Origin of the sequence: Nannocystis sp. RBIL2 (assembly GCF_026626745.1) — a bacterium.
Lineage (GTDB): Bacteria > Myxococcota_A > Polyangia > Nannocystales > Nannocystaceae > Nannocystis.
In genome coordinates this window covers 2,730,648-2,746,507 of record NZ_JAPNJW010000001.1, presented here as the reverse complement: position 1 = coordinate 2,746,507, position 15,860 = coordinate 2,730,648, and the positions used below count along the sequence as shown (strand labels likewise).

The 15,860-nt window shown below is 71.3% G+C and carries 14 protein-coding genes; 4 read left to right on the top strand and 10 right to left on the bottom strand.

Annotated elements, in window-relative coordinates; translation table 11 throughout:
• Nucleotides 1-228 precede the first annotated feature (228 nt).
• Nucleotides 229-1,218: a hypothetical protein gene (locus OV090_RS10635; protein WP_267703474.1), complete on the top strand. Its 990-nt coding sequence runs from the start codon at nt 229-231 to the stop codon at nt 1,216-1,218.
• 23 nt (nt 1,219-1,241) lie between these two features.
• Here OV090_RS10635 and OV090_RS10630 read toward each other — a convergent pair whose 3' ends face one another.
• The 7 genes from OV090_RS10630 to OV090_RS10600 form a co-directional block, all read right to left on the bottom strand.
• Nucleotides 1,242-1,511 carry a hypothetical protein gene (locus OV090_RS10630; RefSeq protein WP_267703473.1) on the bottom strand — a complete coding sequence of 90 codons (270 nt, stop codon included), beginning with the start codon at nt 1,509-1,511 and terminating at the stop codon, nt 1,242-1,244.
• An 83-nt stretch (nt 1,512-1,594) separates the two neighbouring features.
• Nucleotides 1,595-2,611 carry a hypothetical protein gene (locus OV090_RS10625; protein ID WP_267703472.1) on the bottom strand — a complete coding sequence of 339 codons (1,017 nt, stop codon included), beginning with the start codon at nt 2,609-2,611 and terminating at the stop codon, nt 1,595-1,597.
• A gap of 147 nt (nt 2,612-2,758) precedes the next feature.
• Nucleotides 2,759-3,151: a tetratricopeptide repeat protein gene (locus OV090_RS10620; RefSeq protein WP_267703471.1), complete on the bottom strand. Its 393-nt coding sequence runs from the start codon at nt 3,149-3,151 to the stop codon at nt 2,759-2,761.
• Nucleotides 3,152-3,330: 179 nt separating this feature from the next.
• Nucleotides 3,331-3,639 carry a hypothetical protein gene (locus OV090_RS10615; RefSeq protein ID WP_267703470.1) on the bottom strand — a complete coding sequence of 103 codons (309 nt, stop codon included), beginning with the start codon at nt 3,637-3,639 and terminating at the stop codon, nt 3,331-3,333.
• A 350-nt stretch (nt 3,640-3,989) separates the two neighbouring features.
• Nucleotides 3,990-4,790, bottom strand: a complete 801-nt coding sequence (locus OV090_RS10610; protein WP_267703469.1) for a TatD family hydrolase — start codon at nt 4,788-4,790, stop codon at nt 3,990-3,992.
• 211 nt (nt 4,791-5,001) lie between these two features.
• Nucleotides 5,002-5,295 (bottom strand): hypothetical protein, encoded by a 294-nt coding sequence (locus tag OV090_RS10605; RefSeq protein ID WP_267703468.1) that lies wholly within the window; start codon nt 5,293-5,295, stop codon nt 5,002-5,004.
• 32 nt (nt 5,296-5,327) lie between these two features.
• Nucleotides 5,328-5,948, bottom strand: coding sequence for a hypothetical protein (locus tag OV090_RS10600; protein ID WP_267703467.1), 621 nt, complete (start codon nt 5,946-5,948; stop codon nt 5,328-5,330).
• Nucleotides 5,949-6,278: 330 nt separating this feature from the next.
• On the opposite strand from OV090_RS10600, the gene OV090_RS10595 reads away from it, so the two are divergent.
• Nucleotides 6,279-7,784 (top strand): hypothetical protein, encoded by a 1,506-nt coding sequence (locus tag OV090_RS10595; RefSeq protein ID WP_267703466.1) that lies wholly within the window; start codon nt 6,279-6,281, stop codon nt 7,782-7,784.
• Nucleotides 7,785-8,618: 834 nt separating this feature from the next.
• Nucleotides 8,619-9,077, top strand: coding sequence for a winged helix-turn-helix domain-containing protein (locus OV090_RS10590; RefSeq protein WP_267703465.1), 459 nt, complete (start codon nt 8,619-8,621; stop codon nt 9,075-9,077).
• A gap of 138 nt (nt 9,078-9,215) precedes the next feature.
• Here the strand turns inward: OV090_RS10590 and OV090_RS10585 are convergent, their stop codons facing one another.
• From OV090_RS10585 to OV090_RS10575, 3 genes are all read right to left on the bottom strand, one after another.
• A complete protein-coding gene (locus tag OV090_RS10585) occupies nt 9,216-9,758 on the bottom strand; it encodes a hypothetical protein (protein WP_267703464.1) in 543 nt (180 codons plus the stop codon).
• Nucleotides 9,759-9,992: 234 nt separating this feature from the next.
• The gene (locus OV090_RS10580) at nt 9,993-12,197 is read right to left on the bottom strand and encodes a DPP IV N-terminal domain-containing protein (protein WP_267703463.1); all 2,205 of its coding nucleotides are present in this window, start codon (nt 12,195-12,197) and stop codon (nt 9,993-9,995) included.
• The gene (locus OV090_RS10575; protein ID WP_267703462.1) at nt 12,194-13,579 is read right to left on the bottom strand and encodes a PLP-dependent aminotransferase family protein; all 1,386 of its coding nucleotides are present in this window, start codon (nt 13,577-13,579) and stop codon (nt 12,194-12,196) included. Before OV090_RS10575 ends, OV090_RS10580 begins: the two co-directional genes overlap by 4 nt.
• A 420-nt stretch (nt 13,580-13,999) precedes the next feature.
• Between OV090_RS10575 and OV090_RS10570 the strand changes: the two genes are divergently transcribed.
• Nucleotides 14,000-15,817 carry a VCBS repeat-containing protein gene (locus tag OV090_RS10570; RefSeq protein WP_267703461.1) on the top strand — a complete coding sequence of 606 codons (1,818 nt, stop codon included), beginning with the start codon at nt 14,000-14,002 and terminating at the stop codon, nt 15,815-15,817.
• The last annotated feature ends 43 nt before the right edge of the window (nt 15,818-15,860 follow it).

Here is a 15,860-nt window from a genome sequence, read left to right as displayed (position 1 = left end):
ACCTACGCCTCATCCGACACCTCGGCATACGCAGCGGATGCGTCGACCCTGGCGTCGTCCGGCGCGCCCCCCGAGGGTCCGACGTACTATCGGGACATCGCGCCGATCCTCGCCGCGAGATGCACGGAGTGTCATCGCTCGGGGGGGATCGCGCCGTTCGCCATCAGTACATACGAAGAGGCTGCACCGTTCGCCGCGCTGATCGCCCGGACCGCCGTCGAGCGCTCGATGCCGCCGTTCAACCTCGACAACGGCGGCGGCTGCAACACCTACGTCGGCGCGCCCTGGCTGTCCGAGGCTGACATTGCGACGCTCGCGACGTGGGCGCAGGCCGGCGCCCCTGCCGGCGAAATCACGGGGGAGACCCTCGAGAGCCCGACTGCCTGGCGGCTCGATCGCGTCGACTTGACGATCTCGATGCCGGCGCCGTACGCCCCGACTCAGCCGATCATCGACGACTACCGCTGCTTCATCGTCGAGCCCGATCTCCCCCAGGACGCGTTCGTCACCGCCTTCGAGGTGCGCCTCGGCCGGCCCGACGTGGTCCATCATCTGACCCTCTACGCGCTCGACTCCGCAGAGGACGAGCAGGCCGCCGCGGACCTCGACGCCGCCGAGGAAGGCCCCGGTTATACGTGCTTCGGAGACACGATCGTGCCGTCGCGCTGGCTGGTCGGCAGCGGCCCGAGCGACAGGGGCGGCGACTTGCCCGCGGGTACGGGGCTGCGCATCGGCGCTGGGCGCAAGGCCGTGCTGCAGATGCACTACAATTGGCAGAACGGCACCGCGCCCGACCGCACCGTCATCGATCTGAAGCTCGAGCCGGTGGTCGAGCACGAGGCCGTCATCGCCCGCATCGCCGATACGAAGCTCGAGCTCCCGCCCGGTCTGCCCGCGGTGACGGAGTCCAATGAGATGACGATGGACGCCGATTACACGGTGTGGGGCGTGTGGCCGCACATGCACAACCTCGGCAAGCATCTGCGCGTGACTGCGAACCACGGGGCGAGCGAATCGTGCCTCGCTCAGGTGAATCGCTACCAGTTCCACTGGCAGCGGTTCGCTTTTTACGAGCAGCCGCTGCACGTCCTCGCGGGCGATACCCTGCAGATCACCTGCACGTACGACACCACGAGCCGCGACACGACGACCCGGTGGGGCTTCGGGACCGACGACGAGATGTGCATCGGCTTCTTCTACATCACGCGGAACGGATGACGCCGACGAGCGAGTGTCGGGCTTCAGGGCTCGTCGTCGTCCTCGGAGCCGAGGTCGTCGAGATCGGCGAGAGAGGGGGACTCGAACGTCACGCTGAGCAAAAATTTCCGGTCCAGCGCGGCGACCTGGGCGCGGAACTCCGTGAGCGCCGCGACGAACTCCCGCGTGAGGTCGGCAGGGGCCCTGGCCGCGCACTGCGGGCACTTCAGCGGCTCCGTCCCGTCGATGAGCGCCTGCGCGTTCAGCTCGAAGCTCGCGTCGCACTTCTGACACGTGAGATCGATGATCACCATCGCGCGATTACCCAGGCGCCCGACCGGTGTCAACGCCGCGGCAGCCGGCGGTATCGCCTCAGGACGTGGGCGTCCTCGCCGGCTCAGAGCGCAGCGACGGCGATCCTGCCGTCCTCGTGGACGAAGAACAGCCACGCCCCCGAAGGGTCGCTGCCGATCGTCCCGTAGGTGCCCTTCGCGTTCGGCGTGCGGAGCTGCCGCCGCGTGTTCAGCTCGCGATCGACGAGCAGCGCCGCGTCCTCGTATTGCGCGATCAGCCCGTCGGCGCCCCAGGGCAACACGCTCAGCAGGAGCCCGTGACCGGGCAGGCCGCCGCCGATGCGCCCCGCGACGGGCACCGGGCCGCTCTCCGTCATCCGCACGTAGCCGTTCGTCATGAGGCTGACCCACATCTGTTCGCCGTTGAACAGCGCGCCGCCCCCGAGCGCGACCTGGGTGGGCGCCGGCGTCGACGCCCGCCAGGCGACCTCGTCCGAGTAGGCGCCGTGGGTGTAGGCGAGCCACGGTCCGTTCGCCGCGTAGAGCGAGGCAAAATTCGTCGGCGTGAGGGCCTCCTTCGGGACCTCGAGCGCGAACGGACCCTGCAGCCCCTTCGCGGTCACGCGGGCCACGCGGTGCTCGTGGATCGCAGTGACGACGCCGCTCTCGTCGACCTCGAGATCGTCGAGCTCGGGGAAGGGCGACTTGCGCCGCACCACCTCGCCGGTGGTGAGCGTCGAGATCGCCAGCTTGCCCTCGCAGACCTGCGCCACGCGCGTGCCTGCCGGAGAGACCGCGAAATTGTCGTCGCTCGACGCGTCGCACGGGAGCGCTTGCCGGCCGCCGTCTCCGCCGCTCCACGGCCGGTGTTGGCACGCGCCGTCCTCGCAGCGCCAGACCCCGCGGACATCGGCGAACACGTCACCCGAGGCGCTGACGCCGGTCACGAGGTCCTTCCACTCGAGGTCCTCGAGCACCGTCGCGTCCGGAGCAGTCGCCTCGCCGGCCGCCGCCGACGGAGGCGTGCCCGCCTCGCCGGGCGTCGGCGCCGGAGGTGCCGTCGCCGGGGCGTCCGCATCCACGCACGAAACAAGGACGAAGAAGAAGAGGCACCGACGCACGCGCTCTCGTATCACCGTCGCGCCCTCTCCCGCAACCTGGCGCTCGCCGAGCCCCAGCGATGTCTTTCCGAAGGAATTGCCGATCGAAGCGAGAGCACGCCGCATGGCGGCGGTCGACAGGACGGGCGGCGTGAGGGCGCAGATCGGTCATGTGCCGCGGAGCTCGTCGCGGTACCAGGCGAGCGCGCGGGCGTAGCGGAGCAGCGAGGGCGAGCCGGCCTTGAGCGCGAGCGCGACCTCGATCATGGTGGCGAGGGCCTCGGCGTGGCGGCCGAGGCTGTGCAGGGTCAGCGATTCGAAGCACCGCGTGGCGGGGTCGCCCGGACGCTCGGCGTCGGCCCGGCGGAGGATGTCGAGCGATTCGTCGAGGCGGCCGACGTTGCGCAGGGTGGAACCGTAGCCGATGAGGAAGGCGACACGGTCGTCCGCGGGTCCGCCGAGGGCCCAGGCCCGGTCGTAGAACGCTATCGCCTCGCGCTCGCGTCCGGCGGTGTCGAGGGCGTAAGCCAGACGCACGAGTTCGCCGATGTCGTCGCTCATGGCCGCCGTATAACACGAGCGCAGGCGCGCTCGCGTATCAGCACGTCCTCAATCCGCCGGACGTGTGGGTGCGGCTGTTCGAGTGGCGAGGCCCGCGAACGTGCGCATCGGGACATGTCTTCGAGGACATGGCGCGCCGGCACGGCTGGTGGCTTAGGGCTCATGGCCCCCGGGCGCGATCACTGCGGGTCGTCGGCCGGGCGCGCCTCGAACGACGCGACCTGGCGACGGGGCAAGTCCTTGGCCAGACCCGCGACACTCGGCCAGGGTTGCTTGCGGTGATGCAGCTTCGCCGCGATCGTCTCTCCGACCGCGAGGTTCACCTCGCGCACGTCGGTCGGGCACGAGACCAGCAGCACCATGCGCGGCGGCGGTTCGCCGGCGTCGAGCACCTCGACCTCGAGCGCACCGACGACATGGCGGTCCCCGCAGGGGACCCAACTCTTGCGGTTGGGGATGGCGACGATCCTGAACCGGCCCGCCGTCATGGTCGCCAGATCGACGGTGGGTGCAGGTGTAGGCGCGGACCCGGACGCGGCGGGCGGGTCGGCCGTCAGCGCTGGTTGAGGCGCTGGCACGGGTTGCGCCGCAGGCTGGGTCGCTGGCGCAGGTTGGGGCGCCGGTGCGGCCTCGGGTGTTGCCGTCGCGGGGCTGGCGGTCTGACCTGGGCCGCAGCTCGATTGGACCGCGAGACAGACGAGGGCGAGGAGAACGCGGCGTGACCGAGCGAGTGCGGCTGGCATGCATGGACGGACGACATGGCCATCGCCGGATTCAGCGGCGCCGTGGTGACGAACAGCACCCATTCGCAACCTCGAGTTTCTCACCAGGCCTCGGCCTAGCCCGCCGCGAGCTTCAGCCCGAAGAACGCGCACGCCGTGGCGGTGCTGCTGGCCGCCAGCGCCTCGAGCGTCTCGCCGCGGGCCCTGGCCACTGCCGCGGCCACGTGCGCCAGCAAGGCCGGCTCGTTGCGCTTGGGGGTGGGCTTGAGGTCGCGCGGGGTGAGGAACGGCGCATCGGTCTCGAGCATCAAGCGGTTCGCGGGGATCGAGCGCACGAGCTCGCGCAGGTGCAGCCCGCGGCGCTCGTCGCAGATCCACCCGGTGATGCCGATGTGACAGTCCATGTCGAGGTAGCGATGCAGCTCGGCCCTGGTGCCGGTGAAGCAGTGCACCACCGCGTCGCACAGCCGCGAGCGGTGCTCGGCCAGGATCTCCACGAAGCGCGCGTGCGCCGAGCGCTCGTGCAAGAACACCGGCAGGCCGGTCGTGGCTGCGAGCTCGAGCTGCGCCGCGAAGCACCGCTCTTGCGCGGGGCGCGGCGAGAAGTCGCGGTCGAAGTCGAGGCCGCACTCGCCGATCGCCAGCACCTGCGGCCGCTCCGCGAGCTTCGCCAGCCGCGCGGGCGCATCGCCCTCCCAGTGCTTGGCGTCGTGCGGATGCACCCCCGCAGTGGCCGACAGGAGCCCCGGATGCGCCTCCGCCAGCTCCACCGCGTGGCTGCTCCCGGACAGGCTCGTGCCCGTGACCACCATGTGGGCCACCCCCGCCGCACGAGCGCGGCTCAGCAAGGCCGGCAGGTCAGAGGCGAACGAGCGGTGCGTGAGGTTGACGCCGATGTCGATGAGGGCAGGGGGCACGCCGGTCTCCGGCGGCCATGATACGCGAAACACCCCGGATTCCCGGCCAGGAGTCGGGTGTGATCGTTCTGGCGATCGGCGTGCGGTCGAGGATGACTCACGCGCGGCGACGAGGACCACGAGCGGGGACGGGCGGGGCGGGCGGCGCACGGGCGCGGCGCGCTCGCCCACGCTCGACGGACCCCGCGTCAAAGTCTTCCGCCTCGGCAGTTCACGGGATCGGCACGTCTCGCAGTTCGAGCGGCGTGGAGCGCAGCCACAGCGAGCGAGCGACGCGGATCCGCAGCTCGCCGATCTGCTCCGTCGACAGCCGTTTCCACCGCAATCCCCAATGCACCTCGTCCGTTACCCCGGCGGGACGGAAGGACTCGACATCGGCGAGCTCCTCCTCCTCCCCGGCGACCGCGAGGAACGCCGAGTCGACGATTCGCGCCAGGATCGCCGGCGGATAGGGCTCGGCCGACGGTGACGGTCGACCGACGAGCCGCACGCTGTCGGGTTCCACGGTGACGACCTCGAATCGGCACAGGGTGCCGGTCACAGTCGCGCCGGGGCGCAGCTCGTCGAGGCGCAGGATCTCGTGGGTCTCGGGGAACAGCGCGTCGACGACGACGTGTAGGCGCTCGATCCGCCGGGAACCCGGCTGGACGTCGGGGACCGCGATCGAAAATTCCGCCAGGTGGTCACTCTCACCGCGCAGCGAGGCGGTCGCCGCCAGCCGTCGACCGCGCCGAACTCGTCCTGCTGCCAGCGTGCTCCGATCGCGGAGGCCAGCAGGTCGAGCGCGGCCATCGTGCTGGCGCACGTGCACTCGAGCGCGACCGGTATGTCCACCAGCTCCGGATCGACCCGGAGATCGAGCCCGACGAGCGGTTGCAGCGCGGCCGAGACCTCTCCGGCGTTCCCCTTGAGACGCAGCTGCAGCGGCCTCGGCGCGCCGCGGACGCGGCGGATCTGCTCGGCGTAGGTGATCGCCACGAATGTGAACAGCGCCCGGGCCTTCGCCGTCCGCCTCAGCTCGCGCGAGGCCTGCAGGAGCTGCATCGCCACCGCCCAGCCGCCCAGCTCGAGCGTGGCGGACGCATCGTCGCGCGCGCGCAGCCCCGGGCTGGCGAGCGCCGCGATGGCGGCCTTGACCTCGTCCTCGGTCGGGCTCATGGCGACCCGAGGATACCTGGATCGCGTGTCTCCGTCGCGGGGGCGCGGCCCGGCGCATTTTCGACCGCCGGACCGAAATTATGTCTTTCAGAGCATGTCCATATGGACAGCATGACCGTCAGCGCGCTCGCGGGCCGCCGCGCAGCCGTCCCCATGCGGCGGCCCCATGCGGCGGACCCCTGGGGCAGCGGCCGCTCCGATCGGCCCCGCGGGGCCCCGGACGGCGAAATGACGCGGCTTTCTCCGCTCGGTGCGGCGCTTGCTTGAGGGCGGTCGCGGCCGGTGGGTGCGGTCCTCCGGTCTGCCCGCCGCCTCCGGAGATCGACTATCATGCACTCGACATTCGACAATCGCATTCACACGACTCGCTATTGCATCACCGCGGCCGCGGCCCTGGCGACGCTCGCCGGCATCGTGCCCGCGGCGCACGCCGACCCGACGCGGATGTGGGGCACTTACGACGGCGGCTCGGCCTTCGAGACCGCGCGCGGCGTCGTCCTCGACGAGGACAACAATGTCGTCACTGTCGGCGACATCGCCTCGACCAGCGGCCTCGCGGCCAGCTCGCTCCACGACTCGAGCCACAACGGCGGCCATGACGCCTTCTTCACCAAGTTCAACGCCAGCGGCGGCCAGGTGTGGGGCAACTACTACGGCGGCAGCGGCGACGACACCTTCCACGACGTGATCTACGACGAGGACGCCGCGGTCTACTACGCCGCCGGCGGCACCCGCTCGGCCAACACCGTCAACAACGTGATCGCCACGCCCAGCACCCACCAGACCTTCCTCGACGGCGACGGCGACGCCATGCTCGTCAAGTTCATCGGCAACGGCACGCGCCGCTGGGGCACGTACTTCGGCGGTAGCGGCCACGAGGAGGCCTTCGCCACCTGCCTCGACTCGCAGGGCGACGTCTACATCGTCGGCACCACCACCTCCGACGACCTCTTCGACGGCGTCCTCGACTTCACCCCGCACGACGACACCCTCGACGGCACCGTCGACGCCTTCGTCGCCAAGTTCTCCGGCGACACCGGCCTGCTGCTGTGGGGCACTTACTACGGCGGCAGCGCCGGCTCGACGCGGGCGCTCGACTGCGGCGTCGGCTCGGACGACTCCGTCTACGTCGGCGGCTACAGCACCTCGGCCAACAACGAGCTCGACGGCGCCTTCTTCGACACCCACGGCGGCGGTCACGACGCCTTCCTCGTCCGCTACGACACCGACGGGGCGCTCGAGTGGGCCACCTACTTCGGCGGCAGCGGCGACGACCAGGGCCGCGGCGTCGCCGTCGACACCACCGGTCCCGACGACCTCGTCTACCTCGCCGGGGTCGCCGGTTCGACCAGCGACATCGCCTCGGGCACCTTCGCGCTGACCAGCAAGTCCGGGGTCACCGACGCGTTCCTCGCCCAGTTCGACGTCGACGGCGACATCCCCGTGTGGTCGCGCTACTGGGGCGGCAGCGGCTTCGATCAGTTCGAGGGCATCGACGCCGCCGGCGACGTCTACCTCTCGGGCGCGACGACCTCCTCGGGCCTCTTCACCAGCGGCTTCGACAACGCCCACGATGGCACGGTGTGGGACGGGCTGTTCGTCAACTTCGAAGACGACGGCGGCGAGGTCTGGGGCTCGTACAACGGCGGCGACGGGAACGACGAGTCGGTGCTCGCGGTCGACCAACGGTTCGACACGCTCGTCGGCGTCGGCGGCACCAACTCGAGCAGCAACACCGGCATCAACGCCGCGACCTTCCCTGCCACCGTCCACGACGCGACCTACGACGGCAGCTACGACATCTTCATGACCTTCATCCGCCTGTTCACGATCTGAGCCGCGACCAGGCGAGCTGCGGCGCTCGGACGACGCCCGCCGCGTGCGGCGGTCGTCGGCGCCGTAGCGTCATTATCAGCGATCAGGGCGACTGTTTCTCAATCGGTGGCCCGACGAGGGCGGTCGCCGGAAACATTCTCGGGACCTGCTCGGACAGCATCGAAAGTCCTGGGGCCGCTCGATGCAGGGTCGGGGGTCGATCTCACAGTAAGAAACATGTTCTACTGCGCGAATCTGCGGTGATGTAGATCGGGGGCTGGGACCGAGGGCGTGCGGGCGCCGTCCCCCGAGCCCGGCTCGGAGGTGCAAAAAGGCCAATGGTGGTTGCCGCCGAGGCTGCCGCAAAGATGTCGGCTCTATACCGATATCGCCCATCCATGACAGGATCGAAAGGCGCCTGCGAGAACGTGTTGCACGGGCAGGGCACATCGATCACGGGCCCCGCGCAGCGATTGACAGGGGTTTTTACTCGCAGTACACCGTCCCTGTGACGGCAGCGCGTGGCTCCGGCCAGGCGCGGCTGATTCATCTATTTGCGCCGGCTTCACAGCCATCGCGCATTGTCGTGGGTGGCTGCCGGGCACGGGCGAGGTGCGAAAGGTCGGCCGCGAGGGACTTGCGCCGCCTGTTCGGTGCATTCGAGCTCGTCTTCATGGCTGAGCCTGCTGCGCTCGGGCTGCGCCGGCGTCCTGGACGGCCGCGCCGTGGCCGTGCATTTCGATACGCAGGCCCGGCAGGGCGGGGGCAGGGCGGGGCTCCACCGTTGACGCCACCGGCTCCTTGCCGCAACATCGAAAGACCCCCCCGAACGCATTGGACGGATGGTACGAGCTCATGCCCGAAGATCAAGATAGATGGACCTTCCTGACCAACCACGCGCATGTTCTGCTGTGTCTGGCCAAAGACCCCGGGATTCGATTGAGCGACGTCGCGGCCGAGGTCGGGCTCACCGAGCGCGGTGTCCAGCGAATCGTGAAAGAGCTGGCGCTCTCGGGCTACCTCACCCGCGAGCGCAACGGTCGTCGCAATCGCTATGTGGTGGATCACCGCCAGCCGTTGCGCCCCGCGATCGCCGGTCATCGCCAGGTGGGTGACCTGCTGCGGCTGGTCACCGCCGAGCTGCCGCCATTCGAATCCGAGGGCGCCGAGGGCCGCGATCCGACGCGGATCTTCTCCGGCGCGGGGAGCCGGGGGTGGGGCGAGGTCGTGGCGAATCAGGAGCCGTCCGCGGGCTCGACGAGCAGCGCTCGCGGCGAAGGCACCGTCGGGCACACGCGCTACGGCGCGGCGTGAGCAGGCGCGGCGGGCCGGCCTGCCCCAAGTGCGTGGACGGCGAGCGCTGCAACGAGGGCTCGGACTGCCTCGGCGATAGCGTCGAGAACTCCGCCTGCGCCTCGAACTGACGGGGCGCAGGAGGATCCGCGTCGCGCCTCAGGAGATGCGGCCGGCGGCCAGGGCGACGAAGGTCGAGTAGGGCGCGAGCGCCGACTGGAGGGCGGCGTCGAGGGTGTCGTTGCGAAACTCCGCGTCGCTGGCGGCCTGGAGCTGCGTCGTGAAGAACGCTTGCCCCACCCGCAGGCTGGCGTGGCTCGCGGCGACGAACGCGTCGCCGGACTTCGCGTCGTGGGCTCCTGCGGCGAGCTCCTCGAGGACGCCGTCGCGTTCACGGTAGCAGCGCGCGCCGCCGGTGGTGGCCACGTGCGCGACGTCGCCGGACAACAGCACGACCGCCACGCCCGAAGCGTAGGGGGGCGGTGGTGCGGCTTTCGCCAGAGTCACCGCGGCGCCGTCGGTCACGTGAGCCACGCGTGCGAAGGCCCCCTTGACGCTCTCGAGCGAGGGGGTGGCGAGGTTGCCTTGCACCGCGATCAACGCGACGACGCGTCCGTCTTCGGCCGCACGCGCTTCCACGGTGGACGCCGCGTCGGTGTCTGCGCGCCGCCCATGCACGATGGCCCCGTATTGTGTTCCCATGGCGGGCATCGTACCCGGATCGCCGCGCGGGAGCAGGAAGAAGGTCACTCGTGCGGCGAAGCGGCGAACGCGCGGTGGCGGTCCGAGCTCGTGAGCCTCGGCGGGGCTCGATGAGCGCGAGGAGGCGCTGCTTCGAGCGGAGGTTCTCGTCGCGCTCGCGGGCGCGCTCGCAGGTGACGAGCAGCCCGCGCCGCGTGCCTGCTCGCGCGAGCGCGGGAAGCCGCGCGCCGCGGCCTACCGCGGCGGGCCGAGCTTGTCGGCGAAGAATCGCCGGACGTCGTCATAATAATAGCGGCGCGGCTCGGGGTTGTGGTCGGCGCCGGGCATGATGAGGAGTTCGAAGCGCTTGTCGGCCCGGATCAGCGCGTCGGCCATGCGCATCGTGGTGGAGAGCGGGGCCTGGTCGTCGCTGGTGCCGTGCATGAGCTTGAGGGCCCCGCGCAGGTTGCCGGCGAGCGCGAGGTTCGAGCCGGCCTGATAACCGGCGGGGTTGGCGGCGAGCAGGCCGAGGTTGGGCTCCATGCACAGGGCGTCCTCGGTGAGGTCGCCGGGGGCACCGGCGTAGCCTGCGACGAATCGATCGGGCGCGGTGAGCATGGCCCGCAGCGCGAAGTAGCCGCCCCACGAGTGGCCGTAGACGCCGAGGCGGTCCAGGTCCATGTACGGGCGGGTGGCGGCGGCCTGGTCGAGCGCGGCGAGGTGATCGGCGATCTCGAGCTGGCCGAGTCGGCCGTAGGTGGCGTCCTGAAACGCCTTGCCGCGCCCGGGGGTGCCGCGCGCGTCGAGGACCATGACGACGAAGCCCATCTGTGCCAGGGCCTCGGCGATCTGGCTCTCGGCGGTGCCGACGTAGCTCCACGGCACGACGGAGACGAAAGGGCCGGCGTAGATCACGTCGATGACGGCGTAGCGCCTTCGCGGATCGAAGTCGGCGGGTTTGAAGAGGGCGCCGTGAAGCGTGGTCACGCCGTCGGCGGCGGTGGCGACGATCGCCTCGGGCGGCCGGTAGCCGAGCGTCGAGTCGGCGCTCGCGTCGGCCTCGGCGTAGCGAAACGCAGCGCCGTCGGTCATCGAGATCACGTCCCACGCACGCGGCCGGGTGCGCGCGGAGTGGCCGTCGATGTAATGACTGCCGGACGGCGAGACGCGCGCGCGGTGCATGCCGGGGTCGGCGGACATGCGAGTCAGCGCGCCGCCGGCGATCGGCACGCGGTAGACGAGGCGATCGTAGGGCGCGGCCGATTCGGCGGACGCGACGACGAGCAATCCGTCGTGCTGCGGCGTGACCGCGAGGACCTGATGGACCGGGAATCCTCCGCGGGTGATCTGCCGCTCGAGCTTGCCGCTATAATCATAGCGGTAGACGTGGCGCCAGCCGTCGCGCTCCGACATCCACAGCAGGCCGTCCGGCAACGGCACGACCTGCTGCTGCCATCCCCCGACCTCGAAGCCGAGGTCGGCGACGAAGCTGTCCGGTCGCTCCTCGCGGACGACGAGGCGCGCGGCGCCGGTGGCGGGCGTGACCGCGAGCAGATCGAGCCGCTTGCCGTCGCGGGACAACCGCAGGACGAGGGCCTCGCTGCCGTCGGGCCGCCAGCCGGCGAGCCAGTCGTACGATTCGTCGCCGGGGAGCGCGGCCTTCACGGCGCGTCCGGTCGCGGGCTCGACGAGGTGGAGCTCGGCGCGCACCAGCGGCGTGCCGGTCTTCACGTACGGGACCTGCTTCACCGTCTCGATCGCGCTGGTGTAGTCGACGATCGGGACCTTGTGCACGGCCCGGGCGTCGTGCCGCCAGACCGCGGCGTGGCGGCTGTCGGGTGACCACGCGGCTCGCGGAATTTTAAAAAGGGCGTCGGGCTCGCCTTCGCGGGCGACGACGACGCGGCCGTCGGCGGCCACGACCGCGAATCCGTCGCCGCGCCGGACGAGGAGTGCGCGGCGATCGGGGGCGAGCACCGTGTCGGGCGCGAACAGGTGCGTTGCGACGTCGTCCTCGGCGAGGGCGACGACCCGGCGGTCGGCGAGGCCGAGCGCGAAGTTTTTATCGGCGATCCGGAACACGAGCCGCGCATTGTCCGGAGCGAGCGCGAATTGCAGGTAGTGCTCGGGCACCGTCACACCCGCGAGCGCGGCGCGCAATTCGGCGGGGGGCAGCAACGGGGCCACGGTGCGGGCCTGCGGATCGACGACCTCGAAGGTGCCGTGATTCGGACCGACGCCGGGCCAGTGCACGAAGCGGCCGTCCGGCAGCCAGACCTGGCCGCTGAGGCTGTCGCGGATGCCTTCGGCCCGGCGGAAGAATTGCTCGGCGCGATCGAGGCGGGCCTCCAGCGAATCGGCGACGGCGGGCGCGGCAGGCTCGGGGCGCTGGCGCGTGTGGGCGTGGCACGCGGCAGTCGAGGCGAGCGCGGCGGTGAGGACGAGGGCGCGGTGAATCATCGCAGGGCGCTCCAGGCCGGGCTGCCCAGCAGCTCGGCCAGAATGGTGAGACCGCGCCCCAGCTCGGCGCGCGAGCGGGCCGCGCCGAGCGAGACGCGGACCGCGTTGGGGGCGTTGCCGGGGCGGGCGGCGAACACGTGCGAGGGGCCGATCAACAGGTCGCGCGCATGGGCCTGCTCGACCAGCTCGAGGGCGCGGCGCTGCGGCGGGATCTCCAGCCACAGGAAGTACGCCGTCGGGTGCGCGCGGTACTGCCAATGGCCGAGCTTGTCGGCGGCGAGCCGCTGACGCGCGGCCGCCTCGGCGCGCCGGGCGTCGCGGATCGCGGTCGCGGTGCCGTCGGCGATCCACTGCACCGCGATCTCGGCGAGCAGCGGCGAGCCCGACCACAAGGTCGCCGCAGCCGCGGTCTCGAGCGCGCGCCGGGCGGTCGCGGGGGCGCGCAGGAAGCCGACGCGCAGCGCGGGGACGGTGGCCTTCGACAGGCTCGTGATGTGCCAGGTGCGCTCGGGCGCGAGCTTGGCCAGCGGCGGCGGCGGAGCGGCGACCAGCGGCGCGAGCGCGGCGTTCTCGACGATCGTCACGCCGTACTCGCGGCAGACTGCGACGAGCGCGAGTCGGCGCTCCTTCGGCATCACGGTCGTGGTCGGGTTGTGGTGCGTCGGCGTGCAGTACAGAACTTTGGCGCCGCTGTCGCGACAGGCCCGCGCGAGCGCGTCGGGCACGAGGCCGTGCTCGTCCAGCGCGACCGGGTGCGTCGGCAGGCGCAACCATCCGGCGGCCGCGAGGACGCCGGGGTAGGTGAGCTCCTCGACGAGCACGCCGGCCGGGCAGGCGAGGGCGGCCAGCGCGAGGACGGTGGCATGCTGGGCGCCGCTGCACACCGTGACCTCGTCGACGTCGGCGTCGACGTCGGTGGTGGCGAGCCAGCGCACGCCCGCGGCCCGCTGGGCCTCGCTGCCGCCGTGCGCCTGGTAGCCGGCGAGGGCCCCGAGGTCGGCGCGGGCGGAGAGGCCGGCGAGGGCGGCCGCCAGGGCGCAGTGACCGAGGTCGCCGGCGACGATCGGCGCCGCGGTCGGGCCGAGGTCGATGCGCGAGCGATCGAGCATCGGCGAGTACGAGGCCGGATCGGTGAGGTCGCGGACGAAGGTGCCGCTGCCGACCTGACTGCGCACGAGGCCGCGCCGCTCGGCCTCGGCGTAGGCGCGGGTGACGGTCCCGATCGAGGCCCCGACCGCCGCCGCGAGCTCGCGGTGCGTCGGCAGGCGCTCGCCGGCGTGCAGCTTGCCGCGGGTGATGTCGGCAGCGAGGGCGTCGGCGATGGCGGCGTAGAGCGGCCCCTCGGCGCGGCGGAGACGGGGAGTCCAGGACGGAGCGGGCACGGTGTGCGTATCAGGATAGAAAATTAATTGTACCAAGACAATCTTCATGCGGCGAACGGGCGGGTCGTCCCTCGGCGCGTCATCGTTCGACGGGTCGCGAGGCGGTCGACCTCGTGCCTGCGGAATTTCGGGGAGACTTCGGCAGAGGGGGGTCCGGATCGGCCCGAGAGACGGTCTCTCCGGGAGCGTGGGGGATTCGCGCGCGCCTCGTTCGTCGAGCGCTTCGCCTTCCGCTGCTGCGCGTCCGGATTGACCGCGTGGAGGGCTCGTGGTCAGGTGGGGCGCATGCGATGGCGAGGGTTTTCGCTCGGAATCTTGTGGATCGCGGGCGCTGCGTGCGGCGACAGCGGCGGGCGCGATGACTCGGCGACGGGGAACGCACAGACGTCGTCCGCAACGGACCCCACGGGCTCGTCGACGGTGCCCACCACCACGGGGTCGACCGGCTCGGAGGCGGGCACCGCGACCGACAGCGCCACGGTGGCGCCGACCACCAGCACGAGCTCCGGGTCGAGTACGACCGACGACACGACCGGATCCGACGCGACGTGCGTCGATACGCCGCCGCCGGGCTTCGCCGGTCGCTCCGACCCCACGTGCGCCGCGGCGCCGCAGGTCGGCACGTTCCAGCCGATCCTCGAGTGGAACCGCGGCACCTGGGCCACCGCGCCGACCTCCGACCAGGTGCTCATGTCGCCGATCGTCGCCTCCCTCGACGGCGACGACGTGCCCGACGTCGCGTTCGTCACCTACGTGTTCGGCGACCACTACGGGCCGGGTGTCCTTCGGGCCATGTCGGGGGACGGGCAGAAGGAGGTCCTGAACGTCGAGGGGCAGGACGTGTGCGGCCACTCCGGGCTCGCGGCCGGCGACATCGACGGCGACGGCCAGGTCGAGCTCGTGGTCGTGACCACCGGCGGCGCGGTCAAGGTGTTCGAGCACGACGGCACCCCGAAGTGGACCAGCCCGATCTACACGCTGCACTGCTCGACCTCGCCGGGCATCGCCGACTTCGACGCCGACGGGTCGCCGGAGGTGTTCGCGGGCGCGGTGATCCTCGACGCCGACGGCAACGAGCGCGGCGTCGGTCCGCACGGCAACGGCTTTCGCATCTCGCTCGCCGCCGACATCGACGAGGACGGCCAGCAGGAGCTCGTGGTCGGCAACGCCGCCTACGACGGCCTGGGCGGGGTCGAATGGTTCAACATGGAGAGCGACGGGATCCCCGGCGTCGCCGACTTCACGGGCGACTCGAAGCCGGAGATCGTCGTCAGCGCGTCCGGGACGGTGCGCCTGCAGGACAACCAGGGCGTGGTCCTGTGGTCGTCCGCGGTCCCCGGCGGCGGCGGCGGAGCGCCGACGATCGCCGACTACGACGGCGACGGCGAGCCTGAGACCGGCGTCGCCGGCAGCGAATTCTACGTGGTGTTCGACACCGACGGCTCGCTGATGTGGCAGGCACCGATCTCCGAGACCGAGTCGGCCACCGGCTCGATCGTCTACGACTTCGAGGGCGACGGGATCGCGGACGTCATCCACGCCGACGAGAACCGCGTGTGGGTGTTCTCCGGGGTCGACGGCGCGGTCAAGCTCGAGTTCGACGGCCACGGCAGCGCGACCCAGCTCGAGTCGCCCGCGGTCGCCGACGTCGACGGCGACGGCCAGGTCGAGATCGTGTTCGGCAACAACCAGTTCTACGACCCGGCGGCGCCGAAGGGGATCTCGGTCATCGGCGACGAAGCGCTGTCGTGGCGGCCGGGGCGGAAGATCTGGAACCAGTTCGCCTACTCGATCACCAACGTCGCCGACGACGGCACCATCCCGGCGATGCCGGTCCACAACTGGACCGCGCACAACAACTACCGCTCCGGCGACGACTCCCCGCCCGACGGCACCGCCGCGCCGGACGTCGTGCTCGAGGCGTCGATCTGCCAATACCTGTGCCAGGACACCGCGCTGCAGCTGTGGGTCAACGTCGGCAACGCCGGCGCCTCGGCGCTGACCGCCGGCGCCACCATCGAAGTGTACGGGGACATGGGCGGGCAGGAGACGCTGCTCGCCTCGCAGCAGTTCTTCGAGGTGGTCCAGCCCGGCGAGTACGCGACCGCGATCGGCTTCGACGTCGACGGTGCGGGCTACGACAGCCTGGTCGTCCGCGCCGTCGCCGGCGAGGAGGAGTGCAAGCTCGACAACAACGCCGCCCTGCTGTCGACGCCGTTCTGCAACCCGCCCGGCTGACCGGCTCGGGCCGCTGCGAGGTCGACGATCGCACGCTTTGCGC